This is a genomic window from Xanthomonas prunicola (assembly GCF_025266575.1).
GTDB lineage: Bacteria > Pseudomonadota > Gammaproteobacteria > Xanthomonadales > Xanthomonadaceae > Xanthomonas > Xanthomonas prunicola.
Genome location: NZ_CP096142.1, coordinates 1,558,821 through 1,574,024, shown reverse-complemented (window position 1 = coordinate 1,574,024; position 15,204 = coordinate 1,558,821). Strand labels below are relative to the sequence as shown.

Annotated in this window: 17 protein-coding genes; 11 read left to right on the top strand and 6 right to left on the bottom strand. The window is 64.9% G+C overall.

The window, feature by feature from the left end; all coding sequences use genetic code 11:
- Positions 1-147 precede the first annotated feature (147 nt).
- Both M0D43_RS06855 and M0D43_RS06850 read right to left on the bottom strand, forming a co-directional pair.
- Positions 148-2,631 carry an ABC transporter permease gene (locus tag M0D43_RS06855; protein ID WP_252164048.1) on the bottom strand — a complete coding sequence of 828 codons (2,484 nt, stop codon included), beginning with the start codon at positions 2,629-2,631 and terminating at the stop codon, positions 148-150.
- On the bottom strand, positions 2,628-3,245 hold the full coding sequence (locus M0D43_RS06850) for an ABC transporter ATP-binding protein (RefSeq protein ID WP_260808243.1): 618 nt from the start codon (positions 3,243-3,245) through the stop codon (positions 2,628-2,630). The genes M0D43_RS06855 and M0D43_RS06850 overlap by 4 nt, the downstream gene beginning before the upstream one ends.
- 91 nt (positions 3,246-3,336) lie before the next feature.
- Here M0D43_RS06850 and M0D43_RS06845 point away from each other — a divergent pair, with 91 nt between their 5' ends.
- From M0D43_RS06845 to M0D43_RS06835, 3 genes are all read left to right on the top strand, one after another.
- The gene (locus M0D43_RS06845) at positions 3,337-4,005 is read left to right on the top strand and encodes an arylesterase (RefSeq protein WP_260808048.1); all 669 of its coding nucleotides are present in this window, start codon (positions 3,337-3,339) and stop codon (positions 4,003-4,005) included.
- A gap of 91 nt (positions 4,006-4,096) precedes the next feature.
- On the top strand, positions 4,097-4,810 hold the full coding sequence (locus M0D43_RS06840) for a response regulator transcription factor (RefSeq protein ID WP_002811889.1): 714 nt from the start codon (positions 4,097-4,099) through the stop codon (positions 4,808-4,810).
- 142 nt (positions 4,811-4,952) lie between these two features.
- Entirely contained in the window at positions 4,953-6,224 is a 1,272-nt protein-coding gene (locus M0D43_RS06835; RefSeq protein WP_252164046.1) for a sensor histidine kinase, read from the top strand.
- A 435-nt stretch (positions 6,225-6,659) separates the two neighbouring features.
- Here M0D43_RS06835 and M0D43_RS06830 read toward each other — a convergent pair whose 3' ends face one another.
- A complete protein-coding gene (locus tag M0D43_RS06830) occupies positions 6,660-7,361 on the bottom strand; it encodes an SGNH/GDSL hydrolase family protein (RefSeq protein WP_252164045.1) in 702 nt (233 codons plus the stop codon).
- A 181-nt stretch (positions 7,362-7,542) separates the two neighbouring features.
- On the opposite strand from M0D43_RS06830, the gene M0D43_RS06825 reads away from it, so the two are divergent.
- The 8 genes from M0D43_RS06825 to M0D43_RS06790 all read left to right on the top strand — a co-directional run bounded on the left by M0D43_RS06825 (position 7,543) and on the right by M0D43_RS06790 (position 12,882).
- On the top strand, positions 7,543-7,923 hold the full coding sequence (locus tag M0D43_RS06825) for a diacylglycerol kinase (RefSeq protein ID WP_101362596.1): 381 nt from the start codon (positions 7,543-7,545) through the stop codon (positions 7,921-7,923).
- A gap of 101 nt (positions 7,924-8,024) precedes the next feature.
- Entirely contained in the window at positions 8,025-8,651 is a 627-nt protein-coding gene (locus tag M0D43_RS06820) for a LemA family protein (protein ID WP_101362595.1), read from the top strand.
- A gap of 332 nt (positions 8,652-8,983) precedes the next feature.
- Complete coding sequence (locus M0D43_RS06815) at positions 8,984-9,811, top strand: TPM domain-containing protein (RefSeq protein WP_252164044.1); 828 nt, start codon at positions 8,984-8,986, stop codon at positions 9,809-9,811.
- Positions 9,811-10,302, top strand: a complete 492-nt coding sequence (locus M0D43_RS06810; protein ID WP_252164043.1) for a TPM domain-containing protein — start codon at positions 9,811-9,813, stop codon at positions 10,300-10,302. The genes M0D43_RS06815 and M0D43_RS06810 overlap by 1 nt, the downstream gene beginning before the upstream one ends.
- A gap of 54 nt (positions 10,303-10,356) precedes the next feature.
- The gene (gene lgt / locus M0D43_RS06805; RefSeq protein ID WP_252164042.1) at positions 10,357-11,247 is read left to right on the top strand and encodes a prolipoprotein diacylglyceryl transferase; all 891 of its coding nucleotides are present in this window, start codon (positions 10,357-10,359) and stop codon (positions 11,245-11,247) included.
- A complete protein-coding gene (locus M0D43_RS06800) occupies positions 11,244-12,038 on the top strand; it encodes a thymidylate synthase (RefSeq protein ID WP_252164041.1) in 795 nt (264 codons plus the stop codon). Before lgt ends, M0D43_RS06800 begins: the two co-directional genes overlap by 4 nt.
- Before the next feature lie 65 nt (positions 12,039-12,103).
- Complete coding sequence (locus M0D43_RS06795) at positions 12,104-12,391, top strand: hypothetical protein (protein WP_252164040.1); 288 nt, start codon at positions 12,104-12,106, stop codon at positions 12,389-12,391.
- Complete coding sequence (locus M0D43_RS06790; protein WP_252164039.1) at positions 12,388-12,882, top strand: dihydrofolate reductase; 495 nt, start codon at positions 12,388-12,390, stop codon at positions 12,880-12,882. The genes M0D43_RS06795 and M0D43_RS06790 overlap by 4 nt, the downstream gene beginning before the upstream one ends.
- 50 nt (positions 12,883-12,932) lie before the next feature.
- Here the strand turns inward: M0D43_RS06790 and M0D43_RS06785 are convergent, their stop codons facing one another.
- The 3 genes from M0D43_RS06785 to rsmA are packed head-to-tail and all read right to left on the bottom strand — an operon-like array spanning position 12,933 to position 15,126.
- Positions 12,933-13,889, bottom strand: a complete 957-nt coding sequence (locus M0D43_RS06785; protein ID WP_252164038.1) for a symmetrical bis(5'-nucleosyl)-tetraphosphatase — start codon at positions 13,887-13,889, stop codon at positions 12,933-12,935.
- A gap of 28 nt (positions 13,890-13,917) precedes the next feature.
- Positions 13,918-14,301 carry a Co2+/Mg2+ efflux facilitator ApaG/CorD gene (apaG, locus tag M0D43_RS06780; protein WP_252164037.1) on the bottom strand — a complete coding sequence of 128 codons (384 nt, stop codon included), beginning with the start codon at positions 14,299-14,301 and terminating at the stop codon, positions 13,918-13,920.
- 36 nt (positions 14,302-14,337) lie between these two features.
- A complete protein-coding gene (gene rsmA, locus M0D43_RS06775; protein ID WP_252164036.1) occupies positions 14,338-15,126 on the bottom strand; it encodes a 16S rRNA (adenine(1518)-N(6)/adenine(1519)-N(6))-dimethyltransferase RsmA in 789 nt (262 codons plus the stop codon).
- Between the last annotated feature and the right edge of the window lie 78 nt (positions 15,127-15,204).

Below are 15,204 nucleotides of genomic sequence, written 5' to 3'. Positions count from 1 at the left end.
TGGCACGCGCGGCAACCTGCGTTGCGCTGATTGCCGGCACAGCGCATGCCGACGCCAGCATGCGCGGCGTTCCCGCGCGCCTGGAGCGGCCGCCAACACGTAGCGAGCAGCCGTCAGACAGCTGCGCAGTTGTGTTGTTGGCTGCGCTTATTCGCTACGCAACGCCAACGCCGGCGGCGTGGACAGGATGCGCCGGGTGCCCGACCAACCCGCCAGCAGGCTCAGGGCCAACCCGAATGCGCCGCCGATCAGCAGCCGCGGCCAATCCGGCGTCAACGCGATGTCGAATGCCTGCTTCCCGACCACCGCGCCGATCACGGCCGCAGCGGTGACCGCCAGCGTGGCGGCCAGCAAGCCGAGTGCACCGAATTCCACCAGCACCGCACCGCGCAACTGACCACGGCGTGCGCCCAGCGTGCGCAACACCGCGCTGTCGTAACGTCGCTCGCCGGCGGTGGCCTGCAACGCGGCCAGCAATACCAGCACGCCGGCGAGCAGGCTGAAGCCCATCACCAACTGCACCGCCTGCGCTACCTGGTCGATCACCTCGCGTACGCGGCCCAGGATGGCGTCGATATCCAGCAACGAGATATTGGGATAGTCGCGGCTCAAGGACGCCAGCTTGGACGCAGTGCCGGGCGGCAGGTGGAAGGCAGAAATCAGGTTGTACGGCGCGTCGCCGACCGATCCCTGGTTGAGCAGCAGAAAGAAGTTGACCCGGAACGAATCCCAGTCGGCCTTGCGGATGCTGGTCACGGTGAACGTGCGTTGCTGTTCGCCCAGCAGCAAGGTGATGCGATCGCCCAGTTTGAGCTGGTAGCGCTGCGCCCAGCCTTCTTCCACCGAGGCTTCCGCCGCGGTGCTGTCGGCTGCCCAGAATTTGCCCTTGAGCAGCGTATTTGCCGGCGGGAATGCATGCCGCCAGGAAAAATTGACTGGACGGTTGTCACCGTCGCCGTCGTCCTGCGGGTCGCGATCGTCGCGCACCGGCGGTTTGTCGTTGATGGCGACCAGGCGGCCGGTGGAGAACGGCTCTACTGCCGCGCCCTCCACACCCAGGCCGCGCAGCGTCTGCAGCACTGGCTGGGTCTGTTCGGGCTGGATGTTCATGAGAAAGTAGTTCGGCGTGTCCGCCGGCAAGCGATCGCGCCACTGGCCAAGCAGGCCTGGGCCAACCACCGCCAGCAGCAAGAGCGCGCATAACGACAGCGACAGCCCGACCAACTGCACCACACTCAGCCCGCGGCGCCGCGTCAGCGAGGCAAGGCCCAGCTTCCAGGAACCGCGCAGGCGGTGCTGGATCGGCCGCAGCAACGCCAGCAAGCCCAGCCCCAGCAACATCGCCACCAGTGCCAGCGCGGCAAGGCCGCCCAGCACCCAGCCGGCCAGCACCAAGTTGCCGGTGGCGTAGACGGTGAGCGCCAGCGTCGCTGCCAACGCTGCGCCGTAGACCAGCAACGAGCTTGGCGGCACCGCGGCAAAACTGCGGTTGAGCACGCGCATCGGCGGCACGTTGCGCAGCCGCAGCAGCGGTGGCAGACCGAAGCCCAGCAACAGCACCAGGCCGATGCCTGCACCGGCCAGGGCCGGCGTGGCCTGCGGCAGCGGCAGCCGGTTCGGGATCAGGCTACCCAGCGCCTGTACGAGGCCTTCCTGCGCCAGCATTCCCAAGCCAATGCCGACCAGACAGGCCGGGATCGCGGTCAACAGCAACTGCAGCGACAGCATTGCCAGGATGTCGCGCTGCTTGGCGCCCAGGCAGCGCAGCACCGCCACGGTGTCGATGCGCCGCATCGCAAACCGGTTGGCCGCCAGCGCAGTGGCGACGCCGGACAACAACACCGCCAGCAAGGCCGACAGAGCCAGGAAACGCCCGGCGCGATCGAACGCGGCGCGCATGCCGCGCTGGGTGTCTTCGATGCCGACCAGGCGGTATTCGCTGGCGCGCGGCTTGAGCCAGGCGCGCAGGTCGGCGATCGCGTCCGGCGCACCGGCAAACATCAATCGGTAGGAGGCGCGGCTGCCCGGGCCCAGCAGGCCGGCGCCGTCGATATCGGCACGGTTGACCAGCAGCGGCGGCGCAAGCTGCATCAGCTCACCAGAGGCATCCGGCTCGGCGCGCAACACGCCGGTGATGGTCAGATGGCCGGCGCCGAATTCCAGCCGCTCGCCAACGCGCAGGCCCAGTGTTTCCAGCAGCCGCGGATCGGCATAGGCCTGGCCCGGCGGCGGCGCGCTGGCGACGCTGCCTTCCGTCCCGGTGCCATCCTTGGACACCAGCAATTGCCCGCGCAGCGGGTAGCCCGCACCGACGCCGCGGATATTGGCCATCTGGCTGGCATCGCCATGGAACAACACGCTGGGGAAGCTGACCATGCGCGTGCTCTTCAGGCCACGCCGTTTGGCTTCTTCGGCGAAATCGGCCGGGATTTCCTGCCGCCCGTTCACGCCCAGATCGCCGCCGAGCACTTCGGCCGCGCTGGAGGTCAGCGCCAGGGTGACCCGGTCGACCAGGGTGCCCACCGCCGTCATCACCGCCACGCCCAACACCAGCGCGGCGAACACGGTCAGCAGATCGCCGGCCAGGAATTCGCGGCGCACTGCGCGCGCGGCTTGGCGCACGACGTTCATGCGGCCGAACCGGTCTGTGCATGCAGACGGCCGCTATCGATGCGGTAGATGTGACGGCAGCGCTGCGCCAGGGTCGTGTCGTGGGTGACCAGCACCAGGGTGGTGTCGCTGGTGGCATTGAGCGCGAACAGCAGGTCGCTGATCTGCGCGCCGGTGGCCTGGTCCAGGCTGCCGGTGGGCTCGTCGGCGAACAGGATGCGCGGCTTGGCCACGAACGCGCGCGCCAGCGCCACGCGTTGCTGCTCGCCACCGGACAGCTGGCGCGGGTAATGCCGCGCACGTGCGCTCAGGCCCACTGCTTCCAGCACCTCACGCACCCGTGCCGGATCCTCGCGTCCGGTCAGTTCCAGCGGCAACGCGATGTTTTCTTCGGCGGTCAGCGCCGGCAGCAAGTGGAAGCTCTGGAACACGAACCCGACTTCGCGGGCACGTAGCGCGGCCCGGGCTTCTTCGTCGAGCTTGCCTAAATCCTGGCCTGAGAGCGCGATGCTGCCACGGCTGGGCAGGTCCAGCCCGGCGAGCAAGCCCAGCAGGGTGGTCTTGCCCGAACCGGACGCACCGACAATGGCGATACTGTCGCCTTCACTGACCGTCAAGCTGACGTTGTCGAGGATGTGGAGCGTTCCCTCCGGGCCAATGACGGACTTGCCGACCTCGCGAACGTCGATGGCGGTGCGGGTGCTGGAGCGGGGGGCCAGACTGTCGATGAGGAATCTCCGAATGCGTGAAAGAACACTGCGATATGGCGCGCTGGCCTTGTGGTTGCTGACACTCCCCCTGCTTGCGCCGGTGATTGCCTCTGCCAAAAGTCCGCTCGCAACCGCGCCGATCCTGGTCGTCGGCGACAGTTTGAGCGCCGCGCACAACATCCCGGTGCAGTCCGGCTGGGTCACCCTGCTGGACCAACGCCTCAAGCGTGACATGGCGACGCCACCGGCGGTCGTCAATGCCAGCATCAGCGGCGAAACCACCTCCGGTGCGCTGACGCGGCTGCCTGGCCTTCTGCAGAAGCACCGCCCCGGCGTGGTGGTGATCGAACTCGGCGGCAACGATGCGTTGCGCGGACTGACCCCGGCCCAGCTCAAGGGCAACCTGGAAAAGATGGTCCAGCTCAGCCAGCAGGCCGGCGCTAAGGTACTGCTGCTCGGGATCGATGTGCCGCCCAATTACGGCCCAGCCTACCGCGAGCGGCTCAAGGCGACCTACGCCGACCTCTCCAGACAGTACAAAACCGCGCTTGTGCCGTTTTTCCTGGAAAAGGTTGCGTTGCAGCCTGGGCTCATGCAGGCCGACGGTCTACACCCCACCGCCGCTGCGCAGCCGAAGGTGCTGGAAACGGTGTGGCCTGCGTTGCGTCCGCTGCTCGGCCGCTAAACGCTGAGCAAAGCAAAACGTTATCCACTCTTCACACCCTTTCCACCGTCGATCCGGCATGTTTCACAAAGCTGAAGACCGAGGAAAGTCCATGCGTCAGACCAAGGAAACGTCCGGCCTCGTGCTGGTCGTCGAAGACAATCGCAATATCTCCGAAATGATCGGCGAATACCTGGAAGGCCGTGGCTTCGAGGTCGACTACGCGCAGGACGGCCTGGACGGTTACCGTCTGGCCGCCGAGAACAGCTACGACGTGGTCGTGCTGGACCTCATGCTGCCACGCCTGGACGGTATCGAAGTGTGTCGCCGCCTGCGTAACGACGCACGCAAGTCCACTCCGGTGTTGATGCTAACCGCCCGCGACACGCTGGACGACAAGCTCACCGGTCTGGGTTTCGGCGCCGATGACTACCTGACCAAGCCGTTCGCGATTCAGGAACTGGAAGCGCGCCTGCGTGCCCTGATCCGCCGCGAGCGCCGCCAGGTGGGTTCGGAAGTGCTCAAGGTCGCCGACCTGGTGCTCGATCCGGTGAGCATGCGCGCCACCCGTGCCGGCACCGAGTTGCAGCTCTCGCCGATCGGCCTGCGCCTGCTGACCATCCTGATGCGCGAATCGCCGCGTGTGGTGACCCGCCAGGAAATCGAGCGCGAGATCTGGGGCAACGGGTTGCCCGATTCGGACACCCTGCGTAGCCATCTGTACAACCTGCGCAAGATCATCGACAAGCCGTTCGACCGCCCGCTGCTGCACACCGTGCAGAGCGCCGGCTATCGCATCGCCGACATCGCCCAACCGATGGCCTGATGTCCTCGGCCGGCCGCCGTTCTGGCGGCCGGCCGCGGTGTAGGCGCCCACGCGCCGATCGTTTTCCCGTGCTGCCGGCTGGTTGCACGACGGACTCACGGAAGCGTTGCCTATACTCCGGCGCTCTCCCCTGGATGCAGCAATGCCACACGGGCTCCCGCGAAAAATACGTCTCGCCTTCCTGTTGCAGGTCGCGTTGGCGAGTCTTGCCCTCGTGCTGGCCGGGTATCTGGTGTCGTTCGTCGTCAAATACAGCCTGGTGCGCACCGTGCTCGCCGACGAGGCGGTGCATTTCTGGCAGATGCAAAAGAGCGTGCCGGACAATCGGCCGCCGAACACGCGCAACATCCAGGGGTACTTTTCGCCCGCAGGCGCTGCTGCCGATACCACGCCGCCCGCGCTGCGTGCGCAGTCGCCGGGTTTCAGTGAAGTCGCTGCCGCCGATGCACTGGTGTATGTCGATCAACGTCCGGAGGGGCGCCTGTATCTGGTGTTTCCGCGCTCGCGTGCGGCGCATCTGACGCTGTGGTTCGGCGTGGTGCCGGCGATCGTGGTGTTGCTGGCGATCTACGGCGTGTCCTGGGTGACCTACCGTGTTTCCAAACGGCTGGTCTCGCCGATCAGCTGGCTGGCGCGGCGTGTGTCGCAATGGGACCCACGTAACCCGGATGTGGACGAACTGGCTCCGGAACGGCTGCCTGCCGAATTACAGGGCGAAACACGCCAGCTCGCCGCAGCGTTGCATGCGTTAGGGCTACGCGTCAGCGAGCATGTGGCGCGCGAACGCAATTTTACCCGCGATGCCAGCCATGAATTGCGTACGCCACTGACGGTGATCCGCGTGGCCAGCGACATGGCATTGGCCGACGACGCATTGCCGACGCGCACGCAGCGCAGCCTGCGCCGCATCCAGCGTGCCGGCCACGATATGGAAGCGGTGATCGACGCATTCCTGATCCTGGCACGCGAAGCCGAGATCGATCCGCAAAGCGAAAACTTCGATGTCGCCGAACTAGCCAGAGAAGAAGTCGAGAGCGCGCGTGACTTGCTTGGCGACAAGCCGGTCTCATTGCGCATGGTCGGCGACCGTAGCCTGCAGATGTTCGCACCGCCCAGGGTCATGCGCGTGGTGCTCAGCAATCTGTTACGTAACGCCTGCGCTTACACCGATACCGGCAGCATCGATGTCGAGGTGACGCACGATCGCATCGTGGTGCGTGACACCGGGATCGGCATGAGCGAGGAAGCGCGCGCACGTGCGTTCGAACCGTTCTTCCGCGCCGACCCCACCCGCCCGCAAGGCACCGGCCTGGGCCTGTCGATCGTGCGCCGGCTTTGCGACCGCTTCGGTTGGCGCATCGAATTGCAGAGCGAACCCGGCGTCGGAACTTCGGTGGCGGTGGTCGTGGCCTGAGGTGGCGGTCGGTAGGCATGGCGTTGGCTGATCACGTCTTACTGCCGGCTACGTAGCCCGGCAGCAGATACCGGCAAAGCGTACCAACGGCTGCGGCAGGCGGGATTCGATCGCCGCGTCGATCGCCAAATTCAGCAGCTCTGCAGCCACAACGATCAATGGCGGTGCGACCAGCGCAGCGCGCCGATGCCTACGCTCTTGTAACGGCTGTCAGCGAGGTTAAAGATGGTTGAGCCTTGCTGCGATCTCTCGCGCATCGCCGAGCGACGTCAGCTGCGTGCGGAATAGCAGATGGCTAAATCAGCTGCATGCCGTAGCGACTTCGACGCTTTGCCGCCGCGCCGACATGCGCGCTGCAGATGATGAAGCGTTGACCAGCGCATCGCCTGCGCACTGGCCGATCCGACGCCGCGCGCCGGATCGATTCCATTGCGTTTAGCGGTCTTCCAATACCGGTGCCACGATCTTGCGCCAGATCGCGTACCCATCGGCCGTCATGTGCAGCCTGTCTGCGCGGAACAGTTCTGCGCGCGGTTTGCCGCTGGCATCTAGCATCGGCGTGTAGATGTCGACGAAGTCCACGCGCGGTAGCGGTGCGAGCGCTTCCTTGATCAGCCGGTTGGCAGTGATGACCTCCGGCAGCAGTTGCGCGCGCGACGGGCTGGGCTTGATCGACAGATAGCTGATGCGTGCCTCGGGCAGATCGCGGCGAACGCGCGTCACGAATGCCAGCACGTCATCGCGCACCTGCTCGGGCGAGCGGCCGCTGTTGAGGTCGTTGTCGCCGGCATACAGCACCACCTGGCGCGGTGTATACGGAATCACGATGCGGTCTGCGTACCACGTGCTGTCGCGCACTTCCGAGCCGCCGAAACCGCGGTTGATGACCGGTTTGCCCGGGAAATCCTCGGCCAGCGTCTCCCAAAACCGGATCGACGAGCTGCCGACGAACACGATGCCGTGCTTGGGAGGCGGCTGACGTGCGTCGCTTTCGGCGAAGCGTTGCATGTCTTCTTCCCAAGCGGCGTTGGAGACCTGCGTCGGCACGGCGGGAGCGGTGTGCAGTGCGTCGGCGGACACATGGCCGGACAACAGGGCGAGGGCGCACAGCACCGTGCGCAGGCGATAGAGGGGCATGCAGGAACCTTGAGCAGTGAGGCAAGCTGTCATGGTGCGCCATGCTGGAAGCTGAGGGCAAACCGGCTGCCGCTGGCGGGGCGGAGCGTCACGGTGCAAGATTCGCACTTTCCTCAGTAGCGACCCTGCCATGCGTTCGATTTGTTCCCATATTCGCCTTCACGGCGGGAAGCGCTGACGCATGGCTGATCAATTGGGGCACGTGCCGCGCGGCCCGCGCCGTATGCTCAAGGCGGCGATCTGGTCATGGCAGGGATTGCGCGCGGCGTGGCTGCATGAATCCTCGTTCCGGCTGGAAGTCTGCCTGGCGGCGGTGCTGGTACCGCTCGGTCTGTGGCTAGGGCAGTCGGGACTCGAGCGTATTGCACTGATCGCACCGTTGTTGATCGTGCTGGCTGCCGAACTATTGAACTCGGCGATCGAGGCGGTGATCGAACGCTATGGCCCGGAGCATCACGTACTGGCCGGGCGTGCCAAGGACATGGGGTCGGCCGCGGTGTTCGTGCTGCTGATCAATGTGCTGCTGTGCTGGGGATTGATCCTGCTACCGCGGCTGTTCTGAAGCGGCGGTACCACCGGCGAGCGAGCCGGGCAGGGCCATGTGCATGCGGGCTTGACTTGGCCCATGGCATGCTCGGGCTCTCTTTCAACGGAATCGCCTGCATGCCTGTCCTGATTCGCGCCCTGGCGTTGCTGGTCCTGACCGCTTCGCTGTCGGGTTGCGGCTATAACGCGATCCAGCAGAAGGAAGAAGGCGTCAAGGCCGGTTGGTCGGAAGTGCTCAATCAATATCAGCGTCGCGCCGATCTGATTCCCAATCTGGTGCGCACCGTGCAGGGCTATGCCCAGCAGGAACGCCAGGTGCTGACCGAAGTGACCAATGCGCGCGCGCGCGTGGGCCAGATCCAGGTCAATGCCGATGACGAAGCGTCATTGAAGCGGTTCCAGCAGGCGCAAGGCGAGCTGGGTAGCGCGCTGTCGCGTTTGTTGGTGGTCAGCGAAAACTATCCGCAGCTCAAGTCGGACCAGTCGTTCCGCGATCTGCAGGTGCAGCTGGAAGGTACCGAAAACCGCATCACCGTGGCACGTGGTCGGTATATCCAGACCGTGCAGGACTACAACACCTATATCCGTTCGTTCCCGCAGGTGATCACGGCGAAGATGTTTGGATATCAGCCCAAGCCGAATTTCAGCGTGGAAAACGAAGCGCAGATCTCGCGCGCTCCGCAGGTGGATTTCGGTCATCAGCAGACGCCGCAGCAACAGCCCGCGCCGCAGCCTGCCCAGTAATCAGCGACCGTGCGTGTGCGGTGCCCGCGCAATTATCGGTAGCAAACGCCGTACGCGCGATGCCAAAGCACCCTAGGCACGCGCCAAGGCAACGCACGCCGAGCAGCACATCCGTACGCATCTGCGGACCAAGCCAACAGAACGTGTCGAGGCGGAGAGCTTTCCGGTCGGGAGCAGGGGAATGACGCGGGGCCCGGCAGTCGTCCCAGCCCCAGGTGGCGCCGTTTCCGGCACCTTTATCTCTCTGTAAGGGGCAAATATCCCGCAGGGAGAAGCAGTAGCAAAACCCAGCGCTGATCGACGATCAGCGCGCATCAGATGAGGAGTTGGCAATGCGGCGAACGTCTTTGGGAGTGGTGTGGATGATGGCGTTGCTGCTGCTGCCGGCGGCGCTGCTGGCGCAGGAGTTGGCTGCCATCCCGCCGCTGCGCTCGCCGGTTGTCGATGTCACCGGCACCCTGGATGCGGGGCAGATCCAGCAACTCGAGCAACAGGCGCTGGCCTTGCAGCAGCGCAAGGGCGCGCAGCTGCAGATCTTGATCGTGCCGACCACGCAGCCGGAAGCGATCGAGCAGTACACCCAGCGTGTGTTCGATCAGTGGAAGATTGGCCGCAAGGGCGTGGACGACGGCGTGCTGCTGCTGGTGGCCAAGGACGACCGCCGCGTGCGTATCCAGCCCGGTTACGGCCTGGAAGGCGCCATCCCCGACATCACGGCCAACCGCATCATTCAGGAGTATCTGGCGCCGCGCTTCCGTGAGGGCGACTACGCCGGCGGCATCGGTGCTGCAACCGCGACGTTGGCCGGCCTGATCGAGGGTGAGGCCCTGCCGCCGCCGGTCAGTGGACATGCCGATGGCGGCAACGGCGCGGGCGGCGGTGGCTGGATCATGGCGCTGTTCGTCGGCTTCGTGGTGGCCATGGTCGCGCGCGGCATCCTGGGCGCGTTACCTCGCCCGCTTCGCGCCTTGCTGACCGGGGTTGCTGCGGGCGGCGCGGCATTGCTGTTTACGTCGTTGCTGTTCGCCAGCGCGGGCGCAGCGGTGATCGGCTTGCTGGCCGGCCTTGCCGCTGGCTCGCCTGGACGCTTCGTTGGTGGCGGCGGCTGGGGTGGCGGCGGCGGGTCATCAGGAGGCGGTGGCGCCTCGGGGAGCTGGTAATGCGGTGGCTCAGGCATCTTTTCGCGCCCTCGGCGCAGCGTAGTTTTCCAGCCGCGTGCATGGACGCCATTGCAGCGGCGGTCTCCGCTAGCGAGCGTTCCCACACCGGCCAGATCATGGTGGCGGTCGAGGCCGATCTGCCGCTGGACGCGTTGTGGCGTGGGCATAGCGCCCGCCAGCGTGCCGAGCAGGCCTTCGCGCAATTGCGCACCTGGGACACCGAGGCCAACAATGGGGTGCTGATCTACCTGCTGCTGGCCGACCACGCCATCGAAGTGGTCGCCGACCGCGGCCTGCGCAGTCGGGTGCCCGAAGAGCGCTGGGCAGAGGTATGCCGGCGCATGCAGCAGTTCCTGCGCGAAGGCCAGCACGAAGCGGCGGTCCTGGCCGGCATCGAGGCGGTGACCGAGCTGTTGGCCGAGCATTTCCCGGCCGCAGACGATGCGCAGCATGAAGACGAGCTACCTGACCGCCCACAGCTCTTAGGCTGATCGCGCGCAAGGTGTCAGAATAGCCGCCTCGCTTTTTCGTGATACGCGGTCCGCATGATCTATCTGCACGCCATCGACCCCATCGCCTTCTCGCTCGGCCCGGTGCAGGTGCACTGGTACGGTTTGATGTACCTGGCGGCCTTCTTTTCCGCCTGGGCGCTGGGCCGCTCGCGCATCCTGCGCGGCCGCCTGCCCGGCGTGGACATGGACGGTTTTTCCGATCTGCTGTTCTACGGCATGCTCGGCGTGGTGCTGGGCGGGCGCATCGGCTACATGCTGTTTTATGCGTTCGAGACTTTCCGGGCCAACCCGCTGATCCTGTTCAAGGTGTGGGAAGGCGGCATGAGCTTCCACGGCGGCCTGCTCGGCGTATTGATCGCCTGCTGGTTGTGGGCGCGCAAGCACCGGCTGCACTTCTTCGATGTGATGGATTTCGTCGCGCCGCTGGTGCCGTTGGGTCTTGGCTTCGGGAGGCTCGGCAATTTCGTCGGCGGCGAATTGTGGGGCAAGTTCACCCAGGCCGGCTGGGGCGTGATCTTCCCGCATGCGCCGGAACTGGCTGACCAGTTACCTGCGCAGATCCAGGCGCAGTACGCCGCCGGTGCGTTGAACCAGTTCGCACGCCACCCTTCGCAGCTCTATGAAGCTGCACTGGAAGGCGTGGTGATGTTCGTGGTGTTGTGGACGTTCTCGATGAAGCCGCGCGCACGTTATGCGGTCTCGGGTTTGTTCGCGCTGCTATACGGCGTGTTCCGCTTTATCGTGGAATTCGTGCGCGTGCCTGATGCGCCGATCGGCTATCTGGCCTTCAACTGGCTGACGATGGGCCAGATTCTGAGCCTGCCGTTGATTGCCGTTGGCCTGGTGTTGCTGGCGGTGTCGCGCCGCGCGCCGGTGTTGCAGCCAGCCTTGCCGACGCCCGCAGGCGTGAAGGCTGCCAAGTGAAGCCTTACCTGGATCTGTTGCAGCACGTGCTGGAGCACGGCGCCGAAAAGTCCGATCGCACCGGCACCGGCACGCGCAGCGTATTCGGCTGGCAGATGCGCTTCGATCTCAACGCCGGCTTTCCGCTGGTCACTACCAAGAAGCTGCACCTGCGCTCGATCATCCACGAGCTGCTGTGGTTCCTGCAGGGCGACACCAATATCGGCTATCTGAAAGACAACCAGGTGCGCATCTGGGACGAGTGGGCCGACGACAACGGCGATCTCGGTCCGGTATATGGCAAGCAGTGGCGGCGCTGGACCGGCCCCGATGGTGTCGAGATCGACCAGATGCAGTGGCTGGTGAACGAGATCAAGCGCAACCCTGATTCGCGCCGGCTGGTGATCAGCGCCTGGAACGTTGGCGAGCTACCGCAGATGGCGCTGATGCCTTGCCACAGCTTGTTCCAGTTCTACGTGGTGAACGGCAAGCTCAGTTGCCAGCTCTATCAGCGCAGTGGCGACATTTTTCTGGGCGTGCCGTTCAATATCGCCAGCTATGCGCTGCTCACGCACATGGTGGCGCAAGCCACCGGGCTGAGCGTGGGCGATTTTGTGCACACACTGGGCGATGCGCATCTGTACTCGAACCACTTCGAGCAGGCCCGCGAGCAACTGACGCGCACACCGCGTGCGCTGCCCACCTTGCGTCTGAATCCCGAAGTCACCGACCTGTTCGCGTTCCGTTTCGAAGATATCGCCATCGAAGGCTACGACCCGCATCCGGCGATCAAGGCGCCAGTGGCAGTATGACTCCTGGTCTCGATTAGTGAGACCAGGGCACTGCATGCTATCCCTCATTTAGAAGGAAGCGTGTGATGGCTAAGAACTCGATTAAAGCAAGGGAAAAACTTGCAGACTCGCTGATGTCTATGCAGGCAAGTCTGTTCGTCAATTTGACAAGTGTGCTTCTGATAGCACCGATCGGATTTTTCGGCGTCGCGCTGTATAAAGGCGAGCGGCTAGAGCTTGCAAAAGTGCTCGGCGAACAGTCGTCGGCTGCGCTTGGCGGGATTGCTGTGTGCTATTTGGCCGCTTTTTTGGTCGGGATGCTTGGCCGGAAAGCGGCAATGAAAATCTATAACGAGCTATATCCGAACGCATGAAAGTCACCCTGATCGTCGCCTTCGACCGCAATAACGCCATTGGCCGCGATAACGATCTGCCGTGGAAATTGCCGGACGATCTCAAGCGCTTCAAAGCGCTGACGCTGGGCAAGCCGATCCTGATGGGGCGCAAGACGGCGCAGTCTCTCGGGCGTGCGTTGCCGGGGCGATTGAATCTGGTGCTGACGCGTTCGGGGCAGGTGCCGTTCGACGGCATGCAGGCGGTGGCATCGGTGGAGCAGGCGATCGAACGCGCCGTGCAAAACGGCGCGCAGGAGCTATGCGTGATCGGTGGCGGCGAGGTGTACCGCCTGACCATGGAGCATGCGGATCTGCTGGCCGTGACCGAAGTGGACACGGCAGTAGACAGTGCCGACACGCATTTCCCGCCGATCGACCCGGCAGTGTGGTCGCCTGTGAGGCGCGAGTTGCATGCTGCCGATGACCGACACGCCGCTACGTTTTCATTCGTGGATTACGCGCGCCGCTGAGTTCTGCGCTGTCGAACGCCCGCGATCACGATGGCGGGCTGGTTGCGCAGTCAGTCTTGTGGGGTATCGACTGGCGGCTTCAGCGGCACCGCAGCGTTCCCCGCATTGCCCCGGTTGCCGCGCGAACGCGGACGCCCCTGGCGCTCGCGTGGACGTCGCGGTGCGCGTGCGACAGGTGCCGGTCCGGTCACCTCACGTCCGGGTACCTGCACAACGCGCAATTCGTCGGTATCCAGCTGCAAGGCGGTGAGCTTGCCGCCCCACACCGCGCCGGTGTCGATGGCATGCACGCCCTGGGTGATCGTCAGGCCCAGCGCAGACCAATGCCCGCAGACGATCTTCAGATCGCGCTCGACCCGTCCCGGCACTTCGAACCACGGATACAGGCCCTGCGCCTGCGTTCCCGGCGTGCCCTTGTCGTCGGTGGCGATGCGCCCGCGTGGGGTGCAATAGCGCATGCGAGTGAACAGATTGATGATCGCGCGGCTGCGGTCGTAACCGCTCAGGCCCGGCGACCAGCCCGGCTGATCGCCGTACATATTGCGCAGCAATTTGCGATAGCCGCCGCCTTGCAGTTGCTGCTCGACCTCGCGCGCATGCTTCTCGGCCATCTGCGTGGTCCATTTCGGCGCCAACCCCGCGTGGATCATCATCCAGCCCAGTTCGCGGTCCACGTGCGCCAGCTTCTGCATACGTAGCCAATCGAGCAGCGCATCGCGATCTTCGGCCAGCACGATGCGCAGCAGATCCGGGTTGACCTTGCGCTGCTCTTCTTCCGAGCGCGCGCCGATCGCCAGCAGCGACAGATCGTGATTGCCCAGCACCACCACGCTGTGCGCGCGCAACGAATGCACCAGGCGCAACGTCTCCAGCGATTGCCCACCGCGGTTGACCAGGTCGCCGCAAAACCAAAGCGTGTCCTGCGCGGGATCGAAATTGATTTTTTCCAGCAACCGCTGGGTGATGTCGTAGCACCCTTGCAGGTCGCCGATTGCCCAGACGCTCATTGCGCGCGCTCCCTCAGTCCAGCATTCATCAGTGCAGCGTCCTGGGTACGCTCAGCACGAAGGCGGCGATCGGGGCGATAAATTCGGTGCCATCGTCGGCCACCATGTCGTAGTGGCCTTGCATCTGTCCCTGCTCGGTCTCCAGCAGCACGCCGGAGGTGTAATGGAAGGCCTCGCCCGGGCGCAGCCACGGCTGCTCGCCGACCACGCCTTCGCCATCGACCTGCTCGGTGCGTCCGTTGCCATCGGTGATCTGCCAGTGGCGCGCGATCAGCCGCGCAGGAACCGCGCCCGCATTCTGGATGCGGATGCTGTAGGCGAAGGCATAGCGGCCTTCGTCCGGGGCGGATTGATGGGCGAGGAAGCGGGGCGATACCTCGACCTCGACCCTGTAGCGCGGATCATCGTGCATGGCGAAAGTCTAAATAAAACAGTGTGGGAGCGGCGCTCAAGCCAGCTCGACATTGGCCAGCCGGATGAAATCGGCGACCTCGAGTTGTTCGGCGCGTGCGTCCGGGCGCACCTGCGCAGCTTCAAAGTGGGCTGGCTCGCAGACATTGGATAAGGCATTGCGCAAGGTCTTACGGCGTTGCCCGAACCCGGCGCGCACCACATCGGCGAAGCGGCGGCGGTCATTGATCTGCACCGTGGCCGGGTCGCGCGGCACCAGCCGCACCACCGCCGAATCCACCTTCGGCGGCGGCCGGAACGCACCTGGCGGCACCACGAACAACGCCGTCACCTCGCAATACGCCTGCAGCATCACGCTCAGTCGCCCGTACACCTTGCTGCCCGGGCCGGCGGCCATGCGGTCGACGACTTCCTTTTGCAGCATGAAGTGCATGTCGGCCACGGCGCCGGCATGGTCCAGCGCATGGAACAGAATCGGCGAAGAGATGTTGTAGGGCAGGTTGCCGACCAGGCGGATCGGCGTGCTGTCGGCCAGCGCGGTGAAATCCACGCTGAGCACATCGCGGTGGATGATGCGCAACGCGCCGATCGGTGCGGCGGCTTCGGTCAACGGTGCGATCAGGTCGCGATCGAATTCGATGACGGTCAATGCGCCATGCTTGCGCAGCAGCGGAAAGGTGATGGCACCCTGGCCCGGGCCGATCTCGACCAGATGCTGGCCGGCGCGCGGATCCACCGCCTGCACGATGCGGTCGATGTAATACCGGTCGGCAAGAAAGTGCTGACCAAGCGACTTCTTGGCCGGTGCGCTGAAAGAAGAATTCATCCGCGCAGTTTAACGGAGGCGGCGCCTACACGCGGCGTCGTTTGCGCAGACTAAGAGTCTGTACCAACACGTAGCGAG